Genomic DNA, 14,587 nt, shown 5'->3' on the forward strand with positions numbered 1-14,587 from the left:
GAACCGACAGTGACGAACTATTGGGATACCGGCTTGCCGGCCGATGACCGAGCCGAGTTGTTGCTGAGGAAGATGACCCTGGAGGAGAAGTGCGGCCAGCTCACCTCGGTCATGCCGTGGTCCCTGGTCCGCGCGGACGGCTCAGCCGCGGAGGGCGCCGAGGAGCTGCTGGTGAATCCGCCGGGTCATGTCGCCCAGCTGATCGTCGACGACCCCGCTCAACTGGCCCGCCTGGTGGGAACGATCCAGCATCGGTTCGTGACGGGGACCAGGCTCGGCATTCCGGCGCTGCTCCATGCCGAGGCGCTGAACGGGTTCCTCGCGGGCGGTCACATGGTCTTCCCGACCGCCATCGGGCTCGCCGCCACCTGGAGCCCTGAGCTGGTGGAGGAGATGACGGACCTCATCCGCCGCCAGATGCGCCGCACAGGGCTGCCGCATGCGCTGTCACCGGTGATGGACGTCGCGCTCGATCCCCGGTGGGGCCGGGTGCACGAGACCTACGGCGAGGATCCGTACCTGGCGGCCGCGTTCAGCGTCGCCTTCACCCGCGGTCTGCAGGGCGCCGACCTCGCCGAAGGCGTGGTCGCCACGGGCAAGCACTTCCTCGGCTATGCCGTCACGGCGGGCGGGCGCAACCAGTCGGCGTTCGAGGCGGGTTCCCGGCAGACCCGGGACCTGTTCGCCTACCCCTTCGAGGCGGCGATCCAGATCGCCGGCCTGAAGTCGGTGATGAACGGCTACGCCGACATCGACGGCGTCCCGGCGGGCATCTCCCGGGAGACGCTCACCGGCCTGCTGCGCGGGACACTCGGCTTCGACGGTTTCGTGTCGGCCGACTACGCGACCCTCGAACAAGTGGTCACCCGGCAACGGGCCGCGTCGACCCCCGGCGAGGCGGGCCGGCTGGCGATCACCGCCGGGCTGGACGTCGAGTTCCCGACACCGTTCGCCTACGGGTCCGCGCTCGTCGCGGAGGTGGAAGAGGGGCGGCTCGACGTGCGCGACGTCGACGCCTGCGTACGGCGGGTGCTGCGGGCCAAGTTCGAGCTCGGGTTGTTCGAGAACCCGTATCCGCAGGAGCACATCGACATCACCGCCGTGGCGCGCGAGGGCGAGACGCTGTCGCAGCGGCTCGCCCGCCGGTCGGTGGTGCTCGCCAAGAACGACGGCATCCTGCCCCTGCCTCAGGAGGGGCCGACCGTAGCGGTCATCGGCCCGCACGCCGACGCCGTGATCCGGCAGTTCGCCGCCTACACCTATCCGGCGTGGCGGGAGGCGGTCAACGGCCTGGAGCTCGGCGAACACGGCACCATGGCGGGCGCCGAGGGGATCAAATCATCATGGTTCGACAGGCTGTTCTCACCGGTGGACGTGGCGGCCCTGGCCCGCGACCGTTATGGAGCCCGTCCGCTCGCCGAGGAGATCGCCGCATTCGCCGGCGACGTGCTGACCGAGCCGGGCTGCACGATGACCCGGCCACTGGGGCAGGAGGCGGTGGAGCGGGCCGTGGAAGCCGCCCGCGGAGCCGATGTCGTGGTGCTCGCCCTGGGCGGCGCGAGTCTGTGGTTCACCGGTGAACGCACCGAGGGAGAGGACAGCGACTCCGCCGACATCTCGCTGCCCGCCGCTCAGGCCCGGCTCGCCGAAGCGGTGGCCGCCACTGGCAAGCCACTCGTGGTGGTGCTCGTCCAGGGGCGGGCCTACGCGCTGCCCGAGGTGGTACGCGACGCCGCCGCGATCGTGGTGAGCACCTTCGGCGGGCCGTACGGGGCCAAGGCGGTGGCCGAGGTGCTCTTCGGCGCCGTCAATCCCAGTGGCAAGCTGCCCTACAGCGTCCCCCGCCACAGCGGCCAGATCCCGGTCCATCACCACCAGAAGGCAGGCACCGGCTACCGCAGCCCGCTCCCGGCCCACATCCCCCGGCACTACCTGGACATGGAGGCCACGCCGCTGTACGCCTTCGGCCACGGTCTGAGCTACACCGACTTCACGCTCACCGACCTGGCATGCGATCCCGAGGTGGACACGACCGGCACGGCAGGCATCAGCGCCACCGTCACCAACACCGGAACGCTCGCCGGAGCCACGGTCGTCCAGCTCTACCTGCGGATCAACACCTCGGGCGTCACGCGCCCGGCGCAGCAGCTCGCCGGATTCCACCGCGTCGAACTCGCCCCCGGCCAGTCCTGCCGCCTCACCTTCCACGTCTCGGCCGCCCAGCTCGGCTGCACCAACCTGGCCCACGACTTCGCCGTCGAACCCGCCACCGTCGAGGTCTTCCTCGGCTTCGACTCCGACGACCGCGCGCTGACCGGATCGTTCGAGCTGATTGGCAAGCCCCGCGTGCTCACCAGCGGCGAGCGCGCCTTCCTGTCCGAGACCACGACCGCAAAGGAATCCGCATGTCGCGAGTACTGTTCGGCGCCGCCTACTACCCCGAATACCACCCCGCCGAACTGCTGAAGACCGACCTTGACCTGATGGCCGAGGCGCGCTTCTCCGTCATCCGGGTCGGCGAATCCGTCTGGTCCACCTGGGAGCCGGACGACGGCCACTTCAACCTGGACTGGCTGCAACCGACGCTGGACGGCGCGCACGAGCGCGGCATCGGCGTCATCCTCGGCACGCCCACCTACGCCGCGCCGCCATGGCTGGCCCGCCTCTACCCGGAGATCGCCGGCGAGGCGGCGACCGGGCAGCGTATGAGCTGGGGTGCGCGCCAGGAAATGGACTTCACCCACGCGGCGTTCCGCTTCCACGCCGAGCGCGTCATCCGCAAGGTCGTCGAGCGCTATGCCGATCACCCAGCCGTCATCGGTTACCAGGTCGACAACGAGCCGGGCCTGCACCTGCTGCACAACCACGGCGTCTTCCAGCGCTTCGTGAACCGGCTGCGCGAACAGTACGGCGACGTGCGGAGGCTGAACGAGGAGTGGGGCCTGGTCTACTGGTCGCACCGGCTGTCGGACTGGGCCGATCTGTGGACGCCGGACGGCAACACCCAACCGCAGTACGAGCAGGCCTGGCGGCGTTTCCAGGTCGACCAGGTCACCGAGTTCATCGCCTGGCAGGCCGAAATCGTCGGGGAGTACAGCCGCCCCGGTCAGTTCGTCACCACCTGCGTCGCCTACGATCGGCCCGCCGTCGCCGACGACGACCTGACCCGGCGGCTCGACGTCGCCACCGGCAACCCGTACTACGGGATGCAGGACGCTCTCGCCCTGCCGGCGCAGCGGGGCGGCGGCCAGAACTGGGCGAGCCAGGACACGTGGGCGTTCTACCGAGCGGCCGACAGGATGTACTCCTCCCGCCAGGAGCCGTTCCTCGTCACCGAGACCAACGCCCAAGCCATCGGCCCGTCCTGGGTCAACCAGCCCGGATACGACGGGCAGTGGCGCCAGGCCGCCTGGGCGCTCGTCGCCCGTGGCGCGTCCATGGTCGAGTACTGGCATTGGCGGACGCTGGTGTTCGGCAGTGAAACCTACTGGGGCGGCGTGCTGCCCCACAGCGGGCGCCCCGGCCGCACCTATCGGGAGATCGCCCGCATCGGCGTCGAGCTGGAGCGGGCCGGCGACCTGGTCGCGAATCTGACGCCGGACGCGGACGTCGCGATGCTGTACTCCCACCCCAGCAAGTGGGCCATGATCGCCCAGCCGGCCCTGGCCACATCCGACGGCGGCCCGGACGGGCGCTCGTACGACGCCATCTTCGACGCCTTCTACCGGGGCGCGTTCGACGCCGGCCTTCAGACGCGAGTGCTGCACGCCGGGCAAGCCGTTGCCGAGGACCCGGCCGAAATGGCCAACAAGCACCCGGTGCTGGTGGCCGCCGGACTGTACGTGGCCGGCGACGCCACTTTGGACTGGCTGGCCGCCTACGCCGGTGCAGGCGGGCACCTGGTCCTGGGGCCGCGGTCCTGCTACGCCGACCACGAGGCCCGCGCCCGCCGCGACGTCCAGCCCGCCCGCCTCGCCGACGCCGCCGGAGCCTGGTACGACGAGTTCAGCAACCTCGACGCGGAGCTGCCGTTGCAGGCCTCTGACGGCTCGCCGCTGACCCTGCCCGAAGGCGCGGCCGGCACCCGCTGGGCGGACGGGCTGCACACCGACGGCGCCGACGTTCTCGCCGCCTATGACCACCCGCACTTCGGGCGGTTCGCCGCCGTCACCACCCACCGCCATGGGCAGGGCCGGATCACCTACGTCGGCACCATCCCGAACCCCGCCCTGGGCGAGAGCCTGTTCCGCTGGCTGCTGCCGGATGCCGGACCCTGGGGGCTGCTGCCGACCGGCGTCACCTGCACCGGCGCCACCGCCACGGACGGCCGCCGGGTCCGTTTCCTGCACAACTGGACCTGGCAGGAGACGACGGTGACCATCCCGGTCGCAGTGCGCGATGTGCTCGACGACATCGGGCACGAGCCCGGCGCACAGGTACGGCTCGGCCCCTGGGACGTGCGCGTCCTGCTGGAAACATGATCGTGAGGGTACGCACCGCGTGAGGTCCTTGCGACGGGACGACCCCGCTGTCCGGGCTCCTCGACCGGGCGACGGACGCTCTCAGCGAACTGAGCGGGGTCGGGTATGACCTGGAAACACCCTCGTAAACCGATCGGTTTTGTTTCGCCGGAACCGCGTCATCCTCGCGGTTTGACCATCGAGGCGAAGCCGAGTTCGGACGGGCTGATCAAAGCCACGCAGGAGGCCATGCGTGGCGCCGCGCCCATGAACCCCGCCTGACCGGCGCCGACTGGGCCTCCAACCGCCTGCGCGGCGGGTGCCGGAAGGCTCCCTCGCGTGGAATTCCCCCAGGCCTACAGCAAGCTCCAGAGGCGCCCGTCGGAGCAGTTGGTGAACTGTGGTCATCATTTCTGGCTGATATCACAGCTCTTGACCCTACGAGCGCCAAAGGACTTGTACACTTCGTTCTGGAAGCACACAGTTACACAAAGTGATGATCCACACATCTGGTGCAAATCGCATTTGCGATTCCTCGTGGCGTCCGGACCCCGCGCCACGTCAGGTGTCGAAGTTGGCGGCCGGGCATACCCCAGAAGGCTCCCACAGTCGGCAGATGTTCCAGTGTGGGAACACAACAGGGGAGCCGAGCGCATGGAGCCACTGCACCTGACGACGAACCGTCAGGGGGCGAAAGTTATCGTGCACGTCTCCGGGGAGCTGGACATCGCCACCACATCGGTGCTGCGTGACCACCTGCTCGACATCCTGAGGGAGACCTCCAACGGACACCGGAAGATCGACGAGGTCGTCATGGAGCTGAGCGGGCTGTCGTTCATCGACGCGGCCGGCTTGGGCGCTCTGGTGAGCATTCAAGACCACGCGCGGCGCAACGCCATACCGTTGCTGCTGTCCGGGGTCCCACCGCAGATCGACCGGCTACTCCTGATCACCGGGCTCAACCGCCAGTTCCCCACAGACCCGCCGCCGTACAAACCCCTATAGGACTAACGGCGCCCCAGGGATGGGTCGTCAAGGTCGCCCCCGTATGACACGACCTCCCGCGCCACCTCCGCCAGCCGCCGGTTGCGATCACGGGCATGCCCCAGCGCGACGGTGTCGGCATGCAGGTCGCCGGGCGCCTCGCGGAACAGGTCGAGCGCGCCGATCACCTCCTCGCGCACCCGCATGGGCAGCGCGCTCACCGCGGCGAACCCATGGTCGCGGGCCTGCTGGGCGAAGCGCGCCACCTCCGGCGCGCCTCGGCGCCGTCCGTGTCCGGGCAGTGCACGACCTCGCCGCCGCCGACGCAGTCGAGGCAGGGCCCCTGCGCGTACCGCAGCTGGAACAGCTCCAGTGACCGGGCCCGCTCGCCGGAGGCGGCCATCAGCCGCAGCTCCCCAGGCTGATCGGTCACCAGCAGCCCTGCGGCGTCCACACCCAGCAGCTCCACGCAACGTTCGGCGAGCAGACCCGTCGGCCGCGTCGGAACCGGTGACCAGCGTGTCGGCCAGAGCGACGAACGCCTCCGCGACCCCCCGCCCCGATACCGTTGGCGCCGCCGCCACGGCGCGCGCATGAGCCAGCTCGGTGTCCACCGCCGTAGGAGACTCGGATCCCTCAGCCGCAGGAGACGCGAAGACCGGCCAAATCACCGGGAATCACCCACCTGACGGATCAGGTCATACAGTCCCGGACCGCGGCATGGGCGGCCTCGCGCAGCCGGGCGTGCACCACGGCGTTCGCCTCGCGGTCCGTACGCACCTCCACCAGGCGCGGCCCCTCTCCCCGCAGCGCCTTGGGCAGGTCGGACAGATCCTCCACCAGCTGGTACGGGGTGCCCGTCGAAGCGGCCACGTAACCGAGATCGACGCCGTGCGGCGTACCGAAGACCCGCTCGAACGGATCCCTCACCGCAGCCTGCGGCAACAACGAGAAGATGCCGCCGCCGTCGTTGTTCACCACCACGAGGCACAGGTCCGGCCGCGGCTCCCGGGGACCCAGGATGAGGCCGTTCTGGTCGTGCAGGAACGACAGATCGCCCATGAGCGCGTACGACGGCCCGTTGTGCGCCAGCGCCGCCCCCATCGCCGACGACACCAGCCCGTCGATGCCCGACGCGCCCCGGTTGGCCAGCAGCCGCAGCCCCCGCCGGGGGCGCATCGCCTGGTCCAGGTCGCGGATCGGCATCGAGGAGCCGCAGAACAGCAGCGCCCCGTTCGGCATCGCGTCGACCAGGTCGCGGGCCAGCCGGGGCTCGCTGGTGCCCGAGGCGTCGAGCACCTCGTCGATGGCCGATCTGGCCGCCTGATCGGCCTGCCGCCAGGCGTGCAGCCACGTGTCGTCACCCGAGGCGACCGGGATCTCCACCGCCTGCGCCACCTGCGTCGCCGACCGGGTCGGATCGGGCCAGCGATCGAGGTCGGTGGCGACCACGATGTGCTCCCCGGCCCGCCGCAGCCACGACAGCAGCGGCCGCGACAGCCCGGGACGGCCGAGCGTGACCACCACGTCGGGGCGGTGCGCGTCGGCGAACTCGGGCGTGCCGAGCAGATAGTGGTAGGTGGACACGGCGTGGTCGCCGTAGCGTCCGCCGCCGTTCGGCTCCGACACCACCGGCCAGCCCGCCATGCCGGCCGCGGCGACGTAGCGGCGGACGTTCGCGGCGCCGTCGCCGACCACGAGCACGCCGCGCCTGGTCGGCGGGATGTGCAGGGCGATGGGCGGCGGCGCGACGCGGGCGCGCACCCAGGGGCCGTTGGCGTCGCCGTCGAGCGACTCACACCACGAGGTGTCGCCGTCGGGGATCAGCGGCTCCCTGAAGGCCAGGTTCAGGTGCACCGGCCCCGGAGCGGCGGGCCCGGCGGCGCGCTGGTAGGCCCGGCAGGCCAGCGACCGCCAGTAGGCCACCTGCCCCGGCCGGTCCTCGGGCACGCCGACCTCGGCGAACCAGCGCACCGCCGAGCCGTACAGCTTGATCTGGTCGATCGTCTGATTCGCGCCGGTGCCACGCAGCTCGGGCGGGCGGTCGGCGGTGAGCACGAGCAGCGGGACGCCCGACTCGCTCGCCTCGACGACGGCCGGATGGAAGTTGGCGGCGGCCGTGCCGGACGAGCAGATCAGCGCGACCGGCCGCTCGGCACGCCTGGCCAGCCCGAGCGCCAGGAAGGAGGCCGACCGCTCGTCGATGCGCACGTGCAGCCGCACCCGCGACTCGGCGTGCAACGCCAGCGCCAGCGGGGCCGAGCGCGAGCCGGGCGCGATCACGACGTCGGTGAGGCCGCAGCGCACCAGCTCGTCGACCAGGACCGTGGCCAGCGCGGTAGCGGGGTTCACAGTGACGCCTCCTGCATCCGGCGAAGCCACGACGGAGATTCAATCTCAAATGCCGACAAAAGCTGAAAATTCACCGCAGGACGTCGCACGGCCAGCCGCCCGTCCACGGGCACCAGCGAATCGTCCACCACATCACCCGTGAGCAGCGGCATCGTGCCCAGCCCGCACGCGTACGGCAGCTCCGGCAGCGCCGCGGCCAGCGCGAGCCCCGCCGCCAGCCCCACCGAGGTCTCCACCGCGCTCGACACCACCGCCGGCAGCCCGCACGCCTCCACCACCCGCAACGCGTTACGCACCCCGCCGAGCGGCTGCGCCTTCACCACCGCGATGTCGGCCGCCTCCGCGGCCCTGACCCGCAGCGGGTCCTCGGCGCGCCGGATCGACTCATCGGCCGCGATCGGCACGTCGACCGCCCGCCGCACCGCCGCCAGCTCCTCGAGCGTGGCACACGGCTGCTCGGCGTACTCCAGGTCGAAGCGGTCGAGCTCCTTCAGGTGGCGTACGGCCTCGCCGATCTCCCAGGCGCCGTTGGCGTCGACGCGCAGCCTGCCCGCCGGGCCGAGCGCGTCACGCACCGCCTCCACCCGGGCCAGGTCCTCGGCGAACGTCTGACCCCGCTCGGCCACCTTGACCTTCGCCGTGGCGCAGCCCGACCCGCGTACGAGCTCGAAGGCCTGCTCGGCGGCCACGGCGGGCACGGTCGCGTTGACCGGCACACTGTCGCGCACCGGCTCCGGCCAGCCCTCGAAGGCGGCTTCGCGGGCGCACGCCAGCCAGCGGGCGCACTCGCGCGGACCGTACTCGGGGAACGGCGAGAACTCGCCCCAACCGGCCGGACCGTGCAGCAGAACGCCTTCTCTGACGGTCTGACCACGGAAACGGGTGCGCATCGCGACCCGGAAGACGACGGGAGCCCGGAATTGCACGGGAGAACGCGTCACGACCCTCCCTGCACCGCTGACCGACCTGTCGCCATTAACCTTACGAGCATGTTGAGGAAGCCGTCGCATCCGGACCGGCCGTTGCACGCCGTGGTCGGACCTCCAGGACCCGAGCTCTTCGCGGCGATCCGTGCCGCCCTGTCCGGCGACGGCCCGGCGATCCTCCCCCTGCCCGCCGGAAGCGCCGCCGGCGCGCTCCGTCCGACGCACGTCAACGGCGTCCGCCAGGACGACGGCGAGGGCGTGCCCGACGACGTGGCGGTGGTCATCGCCACCAGCGGCAGCACGGGAGCGCCCAAGGGCGTGATGCTGTCGGCCAGCGCGTTGCGCACCTCGGCGGCCTCCTCACTGCGCCGCCTGGAGGCGGTCAAGGGCGAGCGCTGGCTGTGCTGCCTGCCGCCCTCCCACGTGTCGGGCCTGCAGGTGCTGGTCCGCGCCCTGCTCTGCGAGAGCGAGCCGATCATCCACCCGCGCTTCGACCCCCACGAGGTGCTCACCTCGGGCGCCGACCACGTGTCGATGGTGCCGACCCAGCTCCACCGGCTGGTCGAGCTGAACGCCGACCTGTCGGTGTTCCGCTCCATCGTGCTCGGCGGCGCCGCCCCGCGGGCCGGCCTGGTCGCCGAGGCTCGGGCGCTCGGTGCTCGGGTGTTCACGACGTACGGGATGAGCGAGACGAGCGGCGGTTGCGTGTACGACGGCCAGCCCCTTTACAATGTAGATCTCAAAATCGGCGACGACGGGCGCATCCGCGTCGCCGGGCCGGTGCTCTTCTCCGGCTACCGCTTCGGCGAGCCCGCCCCCTTCGACGGCGACTGGTACGTCACCTCCGACCTGGGCGAGCTGACCGGAGGCAGGCTGCGCGTGCTGGGCAGGGCCGACGACGTCATCAACACCGGCGGCGAGAAGGTGGTGGCCGCCTCGGTGGCCGAGGTGCTCGGCGGCCACCCCGAGGTGGCCGACGTGGCCGTGATCGGCCGGCCGGACCCCGAATGGGGCGAGATCGTGGTGGCCGTCGTGGTGCCCGCCGACCCCGCGGGCCCGCCCACGCTGGACCAGCTCCGCGCCTACTCCGCCGACCGGCTCCCCGCCTACGCCGCGCCGCGCCAACTGCGACTGATGTCCCGTTTGCCGCTGCTAGCGAATGGTAAAACGGATCTCGTTAGCCTTAGGACAGGAACCTGATGAGTTGCGGGTGCGTCTTATGGAGGAGAGCAAGGAGGGAGCCTTCATGAACCAGACCCGCAAGATGTGGGCATCCGCGGCGGTCGTCGGTGTGATCCTCGTCGGCGGAGTCTCAGTCGCGGCGGCCGCCTCGGCGGGCAGGCTCGAGAGGGTCGGCAGGGAGACCAGAGCAGTGGTGGAGAAGGAACCGTCCGCCCAGCCGCCGTCCGTCCAGAACGATCAGCTTTCGGAGCTGACCGTCTCGCCCGCGCCGAGTGATGGCAGCGTCGTGTCCAAGGAGCTCAACCCTGACCCGCAGAAGGTCATCGAGTATTGGACGGACAAGCGCATGGAGGACGCCCAGCCCATGCCGATGCCCGAGGTGAAGCCAGGCGAGTTCACCACCGGGGAGTGACGCTCCTCGCGTGTGGGGTGGGTCACCTTTAGGGCGGTCCGCCCCCTTTTTTGTCCCTCCGGGAACAAATAACGCTGAACGGCGTTATTGATACTGGTGCGCCGAGCGGCCGCAGCCGCCCCACCACAATCTTGGTCTGATCGAATTCGACTCCGTATGGAGGAGGTGTCCTCATGCCCCGAACCGCCGTGGCGACCCCACCCACGACCCTCGACCAGCTGATTGACCGAGGGCGAGCTCAGGGTCACCTCTCCTTGGCGGAGCTGCGTGACGCGTTCGCCGAAGCCGGCATCAGCCCCTCGGACGGCCGGTCGATCCTGCGCGAGCTCACCGAGGCGGGTGTCAGTCTCGCCGCCGAGGACGAGCCGTCCCTCGGGCGGGCGCCCTCGCGCAAGGCCACCCGCAAAACCACGACGAAGACCACGACCAAGCGAGCGAACTCTACCCGCTCGAAGGCCGCGGAGCCAAAGACGGAATCCGCCGCACAGGATGAGGACGCCCCCGACGAGCTCGCGCTGGGCCCGGACGCCACGGCCCCGGACGACGCCGAGCTGGAGTCCGAAACGATCGACCTCGACGACAACCAGTCGGTCATGGGCGACTCGGTCCACACCTACCTCAAGTCGATCGGCCGCCGTACGCTGCTCACCGCCGCACAGGAGGTCGAGCTGGCCAGGCGGATCGAGGCCGGCCTGTACGCCGAGTACAAGCTGGAGACCGACCCGGACCTGTCCCCCGCCGCCCGTGACGACCTCGAACTGGTCATCGAGGACGGCAGGGCGGCCAAGGACCACATGCTGGAGGCCAACCTCCGGCTGGTCGTCTCGGTCGCCAAGAAGTACACCGACCGCGGCATGTCCCTGCTCGACGTGGTCCAGGAGGGCAACCTGGGCCTGATCAGGGCCGTGGAGAAGTTCGACTACACCAAGGGCTTCAAGTTCTCCACGTACGCCATGTGGTGGATCAGGCAGGCCATACAGCGCGGCTTCGCCGACTCGGCCCGGACGATCCGCCTGCCCGTACATGTGCTGGAGATGCTCTCCAAGCTGTCGCGCATCGAGCGCGACATGCACCAGAGGCTGGGCCGCGAGCCCACGCCCGAGGAGCTGGGGATCGAGCTCGACAAGACCCCTGACCAGATCGAAGAGCTGCTGCGCACCAGCCGCCAGCCCATCTCGCTCAACGCGACGATCGGCGAGGACGGCGAGACCACGATCGGCGACCTCATCGAGGACGTCGACTCCCCCGAGGCGTCGGAGATCGTCGACCGCCAGCTGCTGGGCGACCAGCTGCGCGGCGTGCTCGGCAACCTCACGCCGCGTGAGGCGAAGATCATGGCCCTGCGCTTCGGCCTGGTCGATGGCAAACCGCACACACTCGACGAGATCGGCAAGCACCTGGGCCTGACCCGGGAGCGCATCCGCCAGCTCGAGAAGGAATCGCTTTCGAAGCTGCGCCACCCGAGCAATACCCGCCCCTTGCTCGACTGGGCCAGCTGATCCGCGACGAAGCCCCGGCACTCCTCGTGCCGGGGCTTCGTCATGTCTCCAGCGGACCGCCTTCGCCCTCTCCCCCGACTCCTGAGGGACCCCAGCCACGACGGACCGTCTTTTACCGCTCCCCGTGGGGTGTCCCTCCTGAGAGACCCCAACGGCATCCCTCCAAAAGGACACCAGCCACCACGGACCGTCACAGAGATCGAGACGGTCGCGTGACGAACCACCCGGGAAAGAGTCGGAAGGCTAACGGACGGCGGGCACCGGGCGTGGCACGCGCGGGATCCCCCACAGCCGGTTGTCCTCGCGCAACGTACGCAGCCGATCGACCTCGGCGGTCCACGTGGCCCCCGCGGGCGTCGCCTTGGCCTTGCGGCGGGCGATGCGGTCGTCATAGGCCTTGACCCCGAACGTGGCCCGCTGCCCGCTCTCGGCCGCCCGCAGCGCCTCGCTGAGCGCCTTGTCGAACGCCACTCCGGCGGCCAGCAACTCGAGCTCGTCCGCGGCGGCGGCCCGCAGGTCGCGCAGCGTCCCCTCAGCCAGCCTGGCCTTGTCGAGCAGCTCGGGGTAGCTCTTGGAGATCTCCACGTCCGCGTGGTAGCGGACCTCAGCCTCGCGGCTCACCCGCGGCCGGAAAAACGCCATCGACTCTGCCCCTCATCCCAATCGGCTCCTATCAGGCGACCAGGGTACGCCCGACCGCGACACGCTCCATAATCGGACCCGCGCCGCGCCCTTTACATAGTAAGATGATCTCCATGCCCGCCAAGAGACCGCCGGTTCCCCTCTCCCGCGAGCGCATCATCGACGCCGCACTCCACATCGCCGACTCCCAAGGGCTCAGGCGCCTGACGATGCGCAGGCTCGGCGACGCCCTGCAGGTGGAGGCCATGGCCATCTACCACCATCTGCCCCGTGGCAAGGAAGCGCTGATGGACGCGCTGGCCGAGCATGTCACCGCCGTCCACGTGGAGCAGGGTCCCACCTGGCAGGACACGGCCAGGGCGTGGTGCCGGGCCGGTCGCGAGCTGCTGCGCGAGCACCCCGGCGTCCTGGCGCTCGCGCTGACCAAACCGCCCAAGGGCGGCACCGCGCTGGCCATCAGGGAGCAGACGGAGCAACTCGCCGACGCGGGCCTGAACGACGCGCCGGAGGCCGTACGAGCACTGCGGGCCTTCGTGTTCGGCAGCGTGGCGGTCGAGGTCCAGCAGTCAGGCTGGGCCGACCCCGAGGTCGACGAGTGGACCAGGCGCGACGAACGCGCCGACGTCGACTTCGAGCGTGGTCTCGACGCCTTGCTGAAGGGCTTGCAAAGCTAGTGGGCGTGTCGAGCTTGGACCGTTATCCTGTATAAGGCACGCTGTGTCGAAGGTCACACTTTCGCATCCTCCTGTAACAGTCCTAACGGACTATGTCCGAACGTGTGACATACGCCGCACACTGAAAGAAAGACAACACCCACGCTGTTCCCGCCCCTTTCCTACCCGCGGGAGCCATTCACGAGATATCGGAGGCACGCCGATGTGCCCGCACGACCCGGCCTGTCCGGCAGCCGAGGCGCCCGACCGCGAGGCCGCACGTACCCTCGCCTGCCACCCCGAGCAGGGGTGGAGCCTTCTCTGCAACGGCGTCGTCCTTTTCGAGGACACCGGGGAGCTCCTGCCTGGCGGCACCGCCATCGCTCCGCACCGCCCGGATCCGCTCGTCGGCGCCGCCTGAGCCGCTACCCGCTCACCGGCGCCCCATAGCCGACGATCCACTCGGCGACCACCTCGCCCACCCGGGCGGGGTCCTTTTTCAGGTCGTGCCCCTCGCCCGGCAGCACAACCAGGCGTGCCGCGTCGGCAGCGTCGGGCACGCCGAACGGATCCCGGTCCCCATTGACCACCAGCACGTCCACGCCCGCCTCGCGCAGCTCGCCGGCCCTCGACTTCTCGGGCCTGCCCGGCGGGTGCAGCGGGAACGCCAGCGCCACCACCGCCACCGCGCCGACCACCTCGGCCGTACGGCAGGCCACCCTGGCCCCGTTGCTCCGGCCGCCCTGCACCAGCGGCAGCCCCGGCCAGCGCGCCCGCAGCTCTCCCAGGACGACCTCCCACGCCTCGTCCTGCCGTACGGCCGAGCCCGGCGCCCGCGCCCCGGCGAGCCGGAACGGCTGCGTCACCCTGGCCACCACGGCCCCCACGTTCAGCGCCGCGTCGCGCACCGCCAGCAGATCGGGCGCGTCCACTCCCCCGGCCGACCCGTGCGTCAGCACCAGCAGCAGCCGGGGCCGCTCCACCTCGTCGAAGTCGACCTGTGCCGGGCCGCGCGGGGTCATGATCCGCATGTCAGAACCGTACCTGGGGATGAGTTCACCATGGCCCTCAGGGTTGATGACGGCGCGCCGCGCAGCCGCGATGATGAGCCTCATGCCAGACATGCGCCCCATCCGCGAGGATCTGCAGGCGACGCTCGACGCCCGCCGCGACCTCGGCCCCGAATACGAAGCCGCCCTGGTCGAGTCGTTCGTGGAGCGGCTCGACGCCACGATCGCCGCCCGGGTGCGCGCCGAGCTCCAGGCCCACGGCAGCGGTCCCGTCCCGGCCAGGTCCAAAAGCCCGGGGGCGGCCATGATCCCGATCGCGCTGGGGTCGATGGGCATCGGCATCCCACTGACGGCCATCGCGGCGTCCCGCGGAGGCGGGCTCGGCTTGGCCATCGCCTGGTTCGCCATCGTCCTGATCAACGTCGCGGCGGCGGCCGCCATCATGCGCCGCGGCTGACCGTCCCCGA

The 14,587-nt window shown here is 70.6% G+C and carries 15 protein-coding genes; 9 read left to right on the forward strand and 6 right to left on the reverse strand.

The window, feature by feature from the left end:
- Window positions 1-9 precede the first annotated feature (9 nt).
- The 3 genes from AB0B64_RS48775 (at window position 10) to AB0B64_RS48785 (ending at window position 5,465) form a co-directional block, all read left to right on the forward strand.
- Window positions 10-2,466: a glycoside hydrolase family 3 N-terminal domain-containing protein gene (locus AB0B64_RS48775; RefSeq protein WP_358194534.1), complete on the forward strand. Its 2,457-nt coding sequence runs from the start codon at window positions 10-12 to the stop codon at window positions 2,464-2,466.
- Complete coding sequence (locus AB0B64_RS48780; protein WP_357952968.1) at window positions 2,406-4,481, forward strand: beta-galactosidase; 2,076 nt, start codon at window positions 2,406-2,408, stop codon at window positions 4,479-4,481. Before AB0B64_RS48775 ends, AB0B64_RS48780 begins: the two co-directional genes overlap by 61 nt.
- Before the next feature lie 633 nt (window positions 4,482-5,114).
- Complete coding sequence (locus AB0B64_RS48785; protein WP_357952970.1) at window positions 5,115-5,465, forward strand: STAS domain-containing protein; 351 nt, start codon at window positions 5,115-5,117, stop codon at window positions 5,463-5,465.
- 2 nt (window positions 5,466-5,467) lie between these two features.
- Here AB0B64_RS48785 and AB0B64_RS48790 read toward each other — a convergent pair whose 3' ends face one another.
- From AB0B64_RS48790 to AB0B64_RS48805, 4 genes are all read right to left on the reverse strand, one after another.
- Window positions 5,468-5,665: a hypothetical protein gene (locus tag AB0B64_RS48790; protein WP_358194550.1), complete on the reverse strand. Its 198-nt coding sequence runs from the start codon at window positions 5,663-5,665 to the stop codon at window positions 5,468-5,470.
- Window positions 5,662-5,898: a hypothetical protein gene (locus tag AB0B64_RS48795; protein ID WP_358194556.1), complete on the reverse strand. Its 237-nt coding sequence runs from the start codon at window positions 5,896-5,898 to the stop codon at window positions 5,662-5,664. Before AB0B64_RS48795 ends, AB0B64_RS48790 begins: the two co-directional genes overlap by 4 nt.
- Before the next feature lie 239 nt (window positions 5,899-6,137).
- Complete coding sequence (menD, locus tag AB0B64_RS48800; protein ID WP_358194566.1) at window positions 6,138-7,796, reverse strand: 2-succinyl-5-enolpyruvyl-6-hydroxy-3-cyclohexene-1-carboxylic-acid synthase; 1,659 nt, start codon at window positions 7,794-7,796, stop codon at window positions 6,138-6,140.
- Window positions 7,793-8,737, reverse strand: coding sequence for an o-succinylbenzoate synthase (locus AB0B64_RS48805; RefSeq protein ID WP_358194573.1), 945 nt, complete (start codon window positions 8,735-8,737; stop codon window positions 7,793-7,795). The genes menD and AB0B64_RS48805 overlap by 4 nt, the downstream gene beginning before the upstream one ends.
- Window positions 8,738-8,785: 48 nt before the next feature.
- Between AB0B64_RS48805 and AB0B64_RS48810 the strand changes: the two genes are divergently transcribed.
- The 3 genes from AB0B64_RS48810 to AB0B64_RS48820 all read left to right on the forward strand — a co-directional run bounded on the left by AB0B64_RS48810 (window position 8,786) and on the right by AB0B64_RS48820 (window position 11,815).
- Complete coding sequence (locus AB0B64_RS48810) at window positions 8,786-9,922, forward strand: AMP-binding protein (RefSeq protein ID WP_358194579.1); 1,137 nt, start codon at window positions 8,786-8,788, stop codon at window positions 9,920-9,922.
- A 46-nt stretch (window positions 9,923-9,968) separates the two neighbouring features.
- Complete coding sequence (locus AB0B64_RS48815; protein ID WP_357952980.1) at window positions 9,969-10,316, forward strand: hypothetical protein; 348 nt, start codon at window positions 9,969-9,971, stop codon at window positions 10,314-10,316.
- A gap of 173 nt (window positions 10,317-10,489) precedes the next feature.
- On the forward strand, window positions 10,490-11,815 hold the full coding sequence (locus AB0B64_RS48820) for a sigma-70 family RNA polymerase sigma factor (RefSeq protein WP_357952981.1): 1,326 nt from the start codon (window positions 10,490-10,492) through the stop codon (window positions 11,813-11,815).
- A 243-nt stretch (window positions 11,816-12,058) separates the two neighbouring features.
- Here the strand turns inward: AB0B64_RS48820 and AB0B64_RS48825 are convergent, their stop codons facing one another.
- Window positions 12,059-12,457, reverse strand: a complete 399-nt coding sequence (locus AB0B64_RS48825; RefSeq protein ID WP_357952983.1) for a hypothetical protein — start codon at window positions 12,455-12,457, stop codon at window positions 12,059-12,061.
- 113 nt (window positions 12,458-12,570) lie between these two features.
- Between AB0B64_RS48825 and AB0B64_RS48830 the strand changes: the two genes are divergently transcribed.
- Window positions 12,571-13,131: a TetR family transcriptional regulator gene (locus tag AB0B64_RS48830; RefSeq protein WP_357645222.1), complete on the forward strand. Its 561-nt coding sequence runs from the start codon at window positions 12,571-12,573 to the stop codon at window positions 13,129-13,131.
- Window positions 13,132-13,333: 202 nt separating this feature from the next.
- Window positions 13,334-13,531: a DUF5999 family protein gene (locus AB0B64_RS48835; RefSeq protein ID WP_214634349.1), complete on the forward strand. Its 198-nt coding sequence runs from the start codon at window positions 13,334-13,336 to the stop codon at window positions 13,529-13,531.
- Between the two features lie 4 nt (window positions 13,532-13,535).
- Here AB0B64_RS48835 and AB0B64_RS48840 read toward each other — a convergent pair whose 3' ends face one another.
- A complete protein-coding gene (locus AB0B64_RS48840; protein ID WP_357952985.1) occupies window positions 13,536-14,141 on the reverse strand; it encodes an alpha/beta family hydrolase in 606 nt (201 codons plus the stop codon).
- 82 nt (window positions 14,142-14,223) lie between these two features.
- Between AB0B64_RS48840 and AB0B64_RS48845 the strand changes: the two genes are divergently transcribed.
- Window positions 14,224-14,577: a hypothetical protein gene (locus AB0B64_RS48845; RefSeq protein WP_358194610.1), complete on the forward strand. Its 354-nt coding sequence runs from the start codon at window positions 14,224-14,226 to the stop codon at window positions 14,575-14,577.
- The last annotated feature ends 10 nt before the right edge of the window (window positions 14,578-14,587 follow it).

The organism is Nonomuraea sp. NPDC049129 (assembly GCF_040648495.1).
Taxonomy (GTDB): Bacteria; Actinomycetota; Actinomycetes; order Streptosporangiales; family Streptosporangiaceae; genus Nonomuraea.

Bases quoted from the DNA above. Each gene is read 5' to 3' on its own strand.
- AB0B64_RS48825 (WP_357952983.1), bottom strand. From the start codon at position 12,457: ATGGCGTTTTTCCGGCCGCGGGTGAGCCGCGAGGCTGAGGTCCGCTAC.
- AB0B64_RS48820 (WP_357952981.1), top strand. From the start codon at position 10,490: ATGCCCCGAACCGCCGTGGCGACCCCACCCACGACCCTCGACCAGCTG.
- AB0B64_RS48780 (WP_357952968.1), top strand. From the start codon at position 2,406: ATGTCGCGAGTACTGTTCGGCGCCGCCTACTACCCCGAATACCACCCC.
- AB0B64_RS48840 (WP_357952985.1), bottom strand. From the start codon at position 14,141: ATGCGGATCATGACCCCGCGCGGCCCGGCACAGGTCGACTTCGACGAG.
- AB0B64_RS48830 (WP_357645222.1), top strand. From the start codon at position 12,571: ATGCCCGCCAAGAGACCGCCGGTTCCCCTCTCCCGCGAGCGCATCATC.
- AB0B64_RS48810 (WP_358194579.1), top strand. From the start codon at position 8,786: ATGTTGAGGAAGCCGTCGCATCCGGACCGGCCGTTGCACGCCGTGGTC.
- AB0B64_RS48845 (WP_358194610.1), top strand. From the start codon at position 14,224: ATGCCAGACATGCGCCCCATCCGCGAGGATCTGCAGGCGACGCTCGAC.
- AB0B64_RS48835 (WP_214634349.1), top strand. From the start codon at position 13,334: ATGTGCCCGCACGACCCGGCCTGTCCGGCAGCCGAGGCGCCCGACCGC.
- AB0B64_RS48815 (WP_357952980.1), top strand. From the start codon at position 9,969: ATGAACCAGACCCGCAAGATGTGGGCATCCGCGGCGGTCGTCGGTGTG.
- AB0B64_RS48785 (WP_357952970.1), top strand. From the start codon at position 5,115: ATGGAGCCACTGCACCTGACGACGAACCGTCAGGGGGCGAAAGTTATC.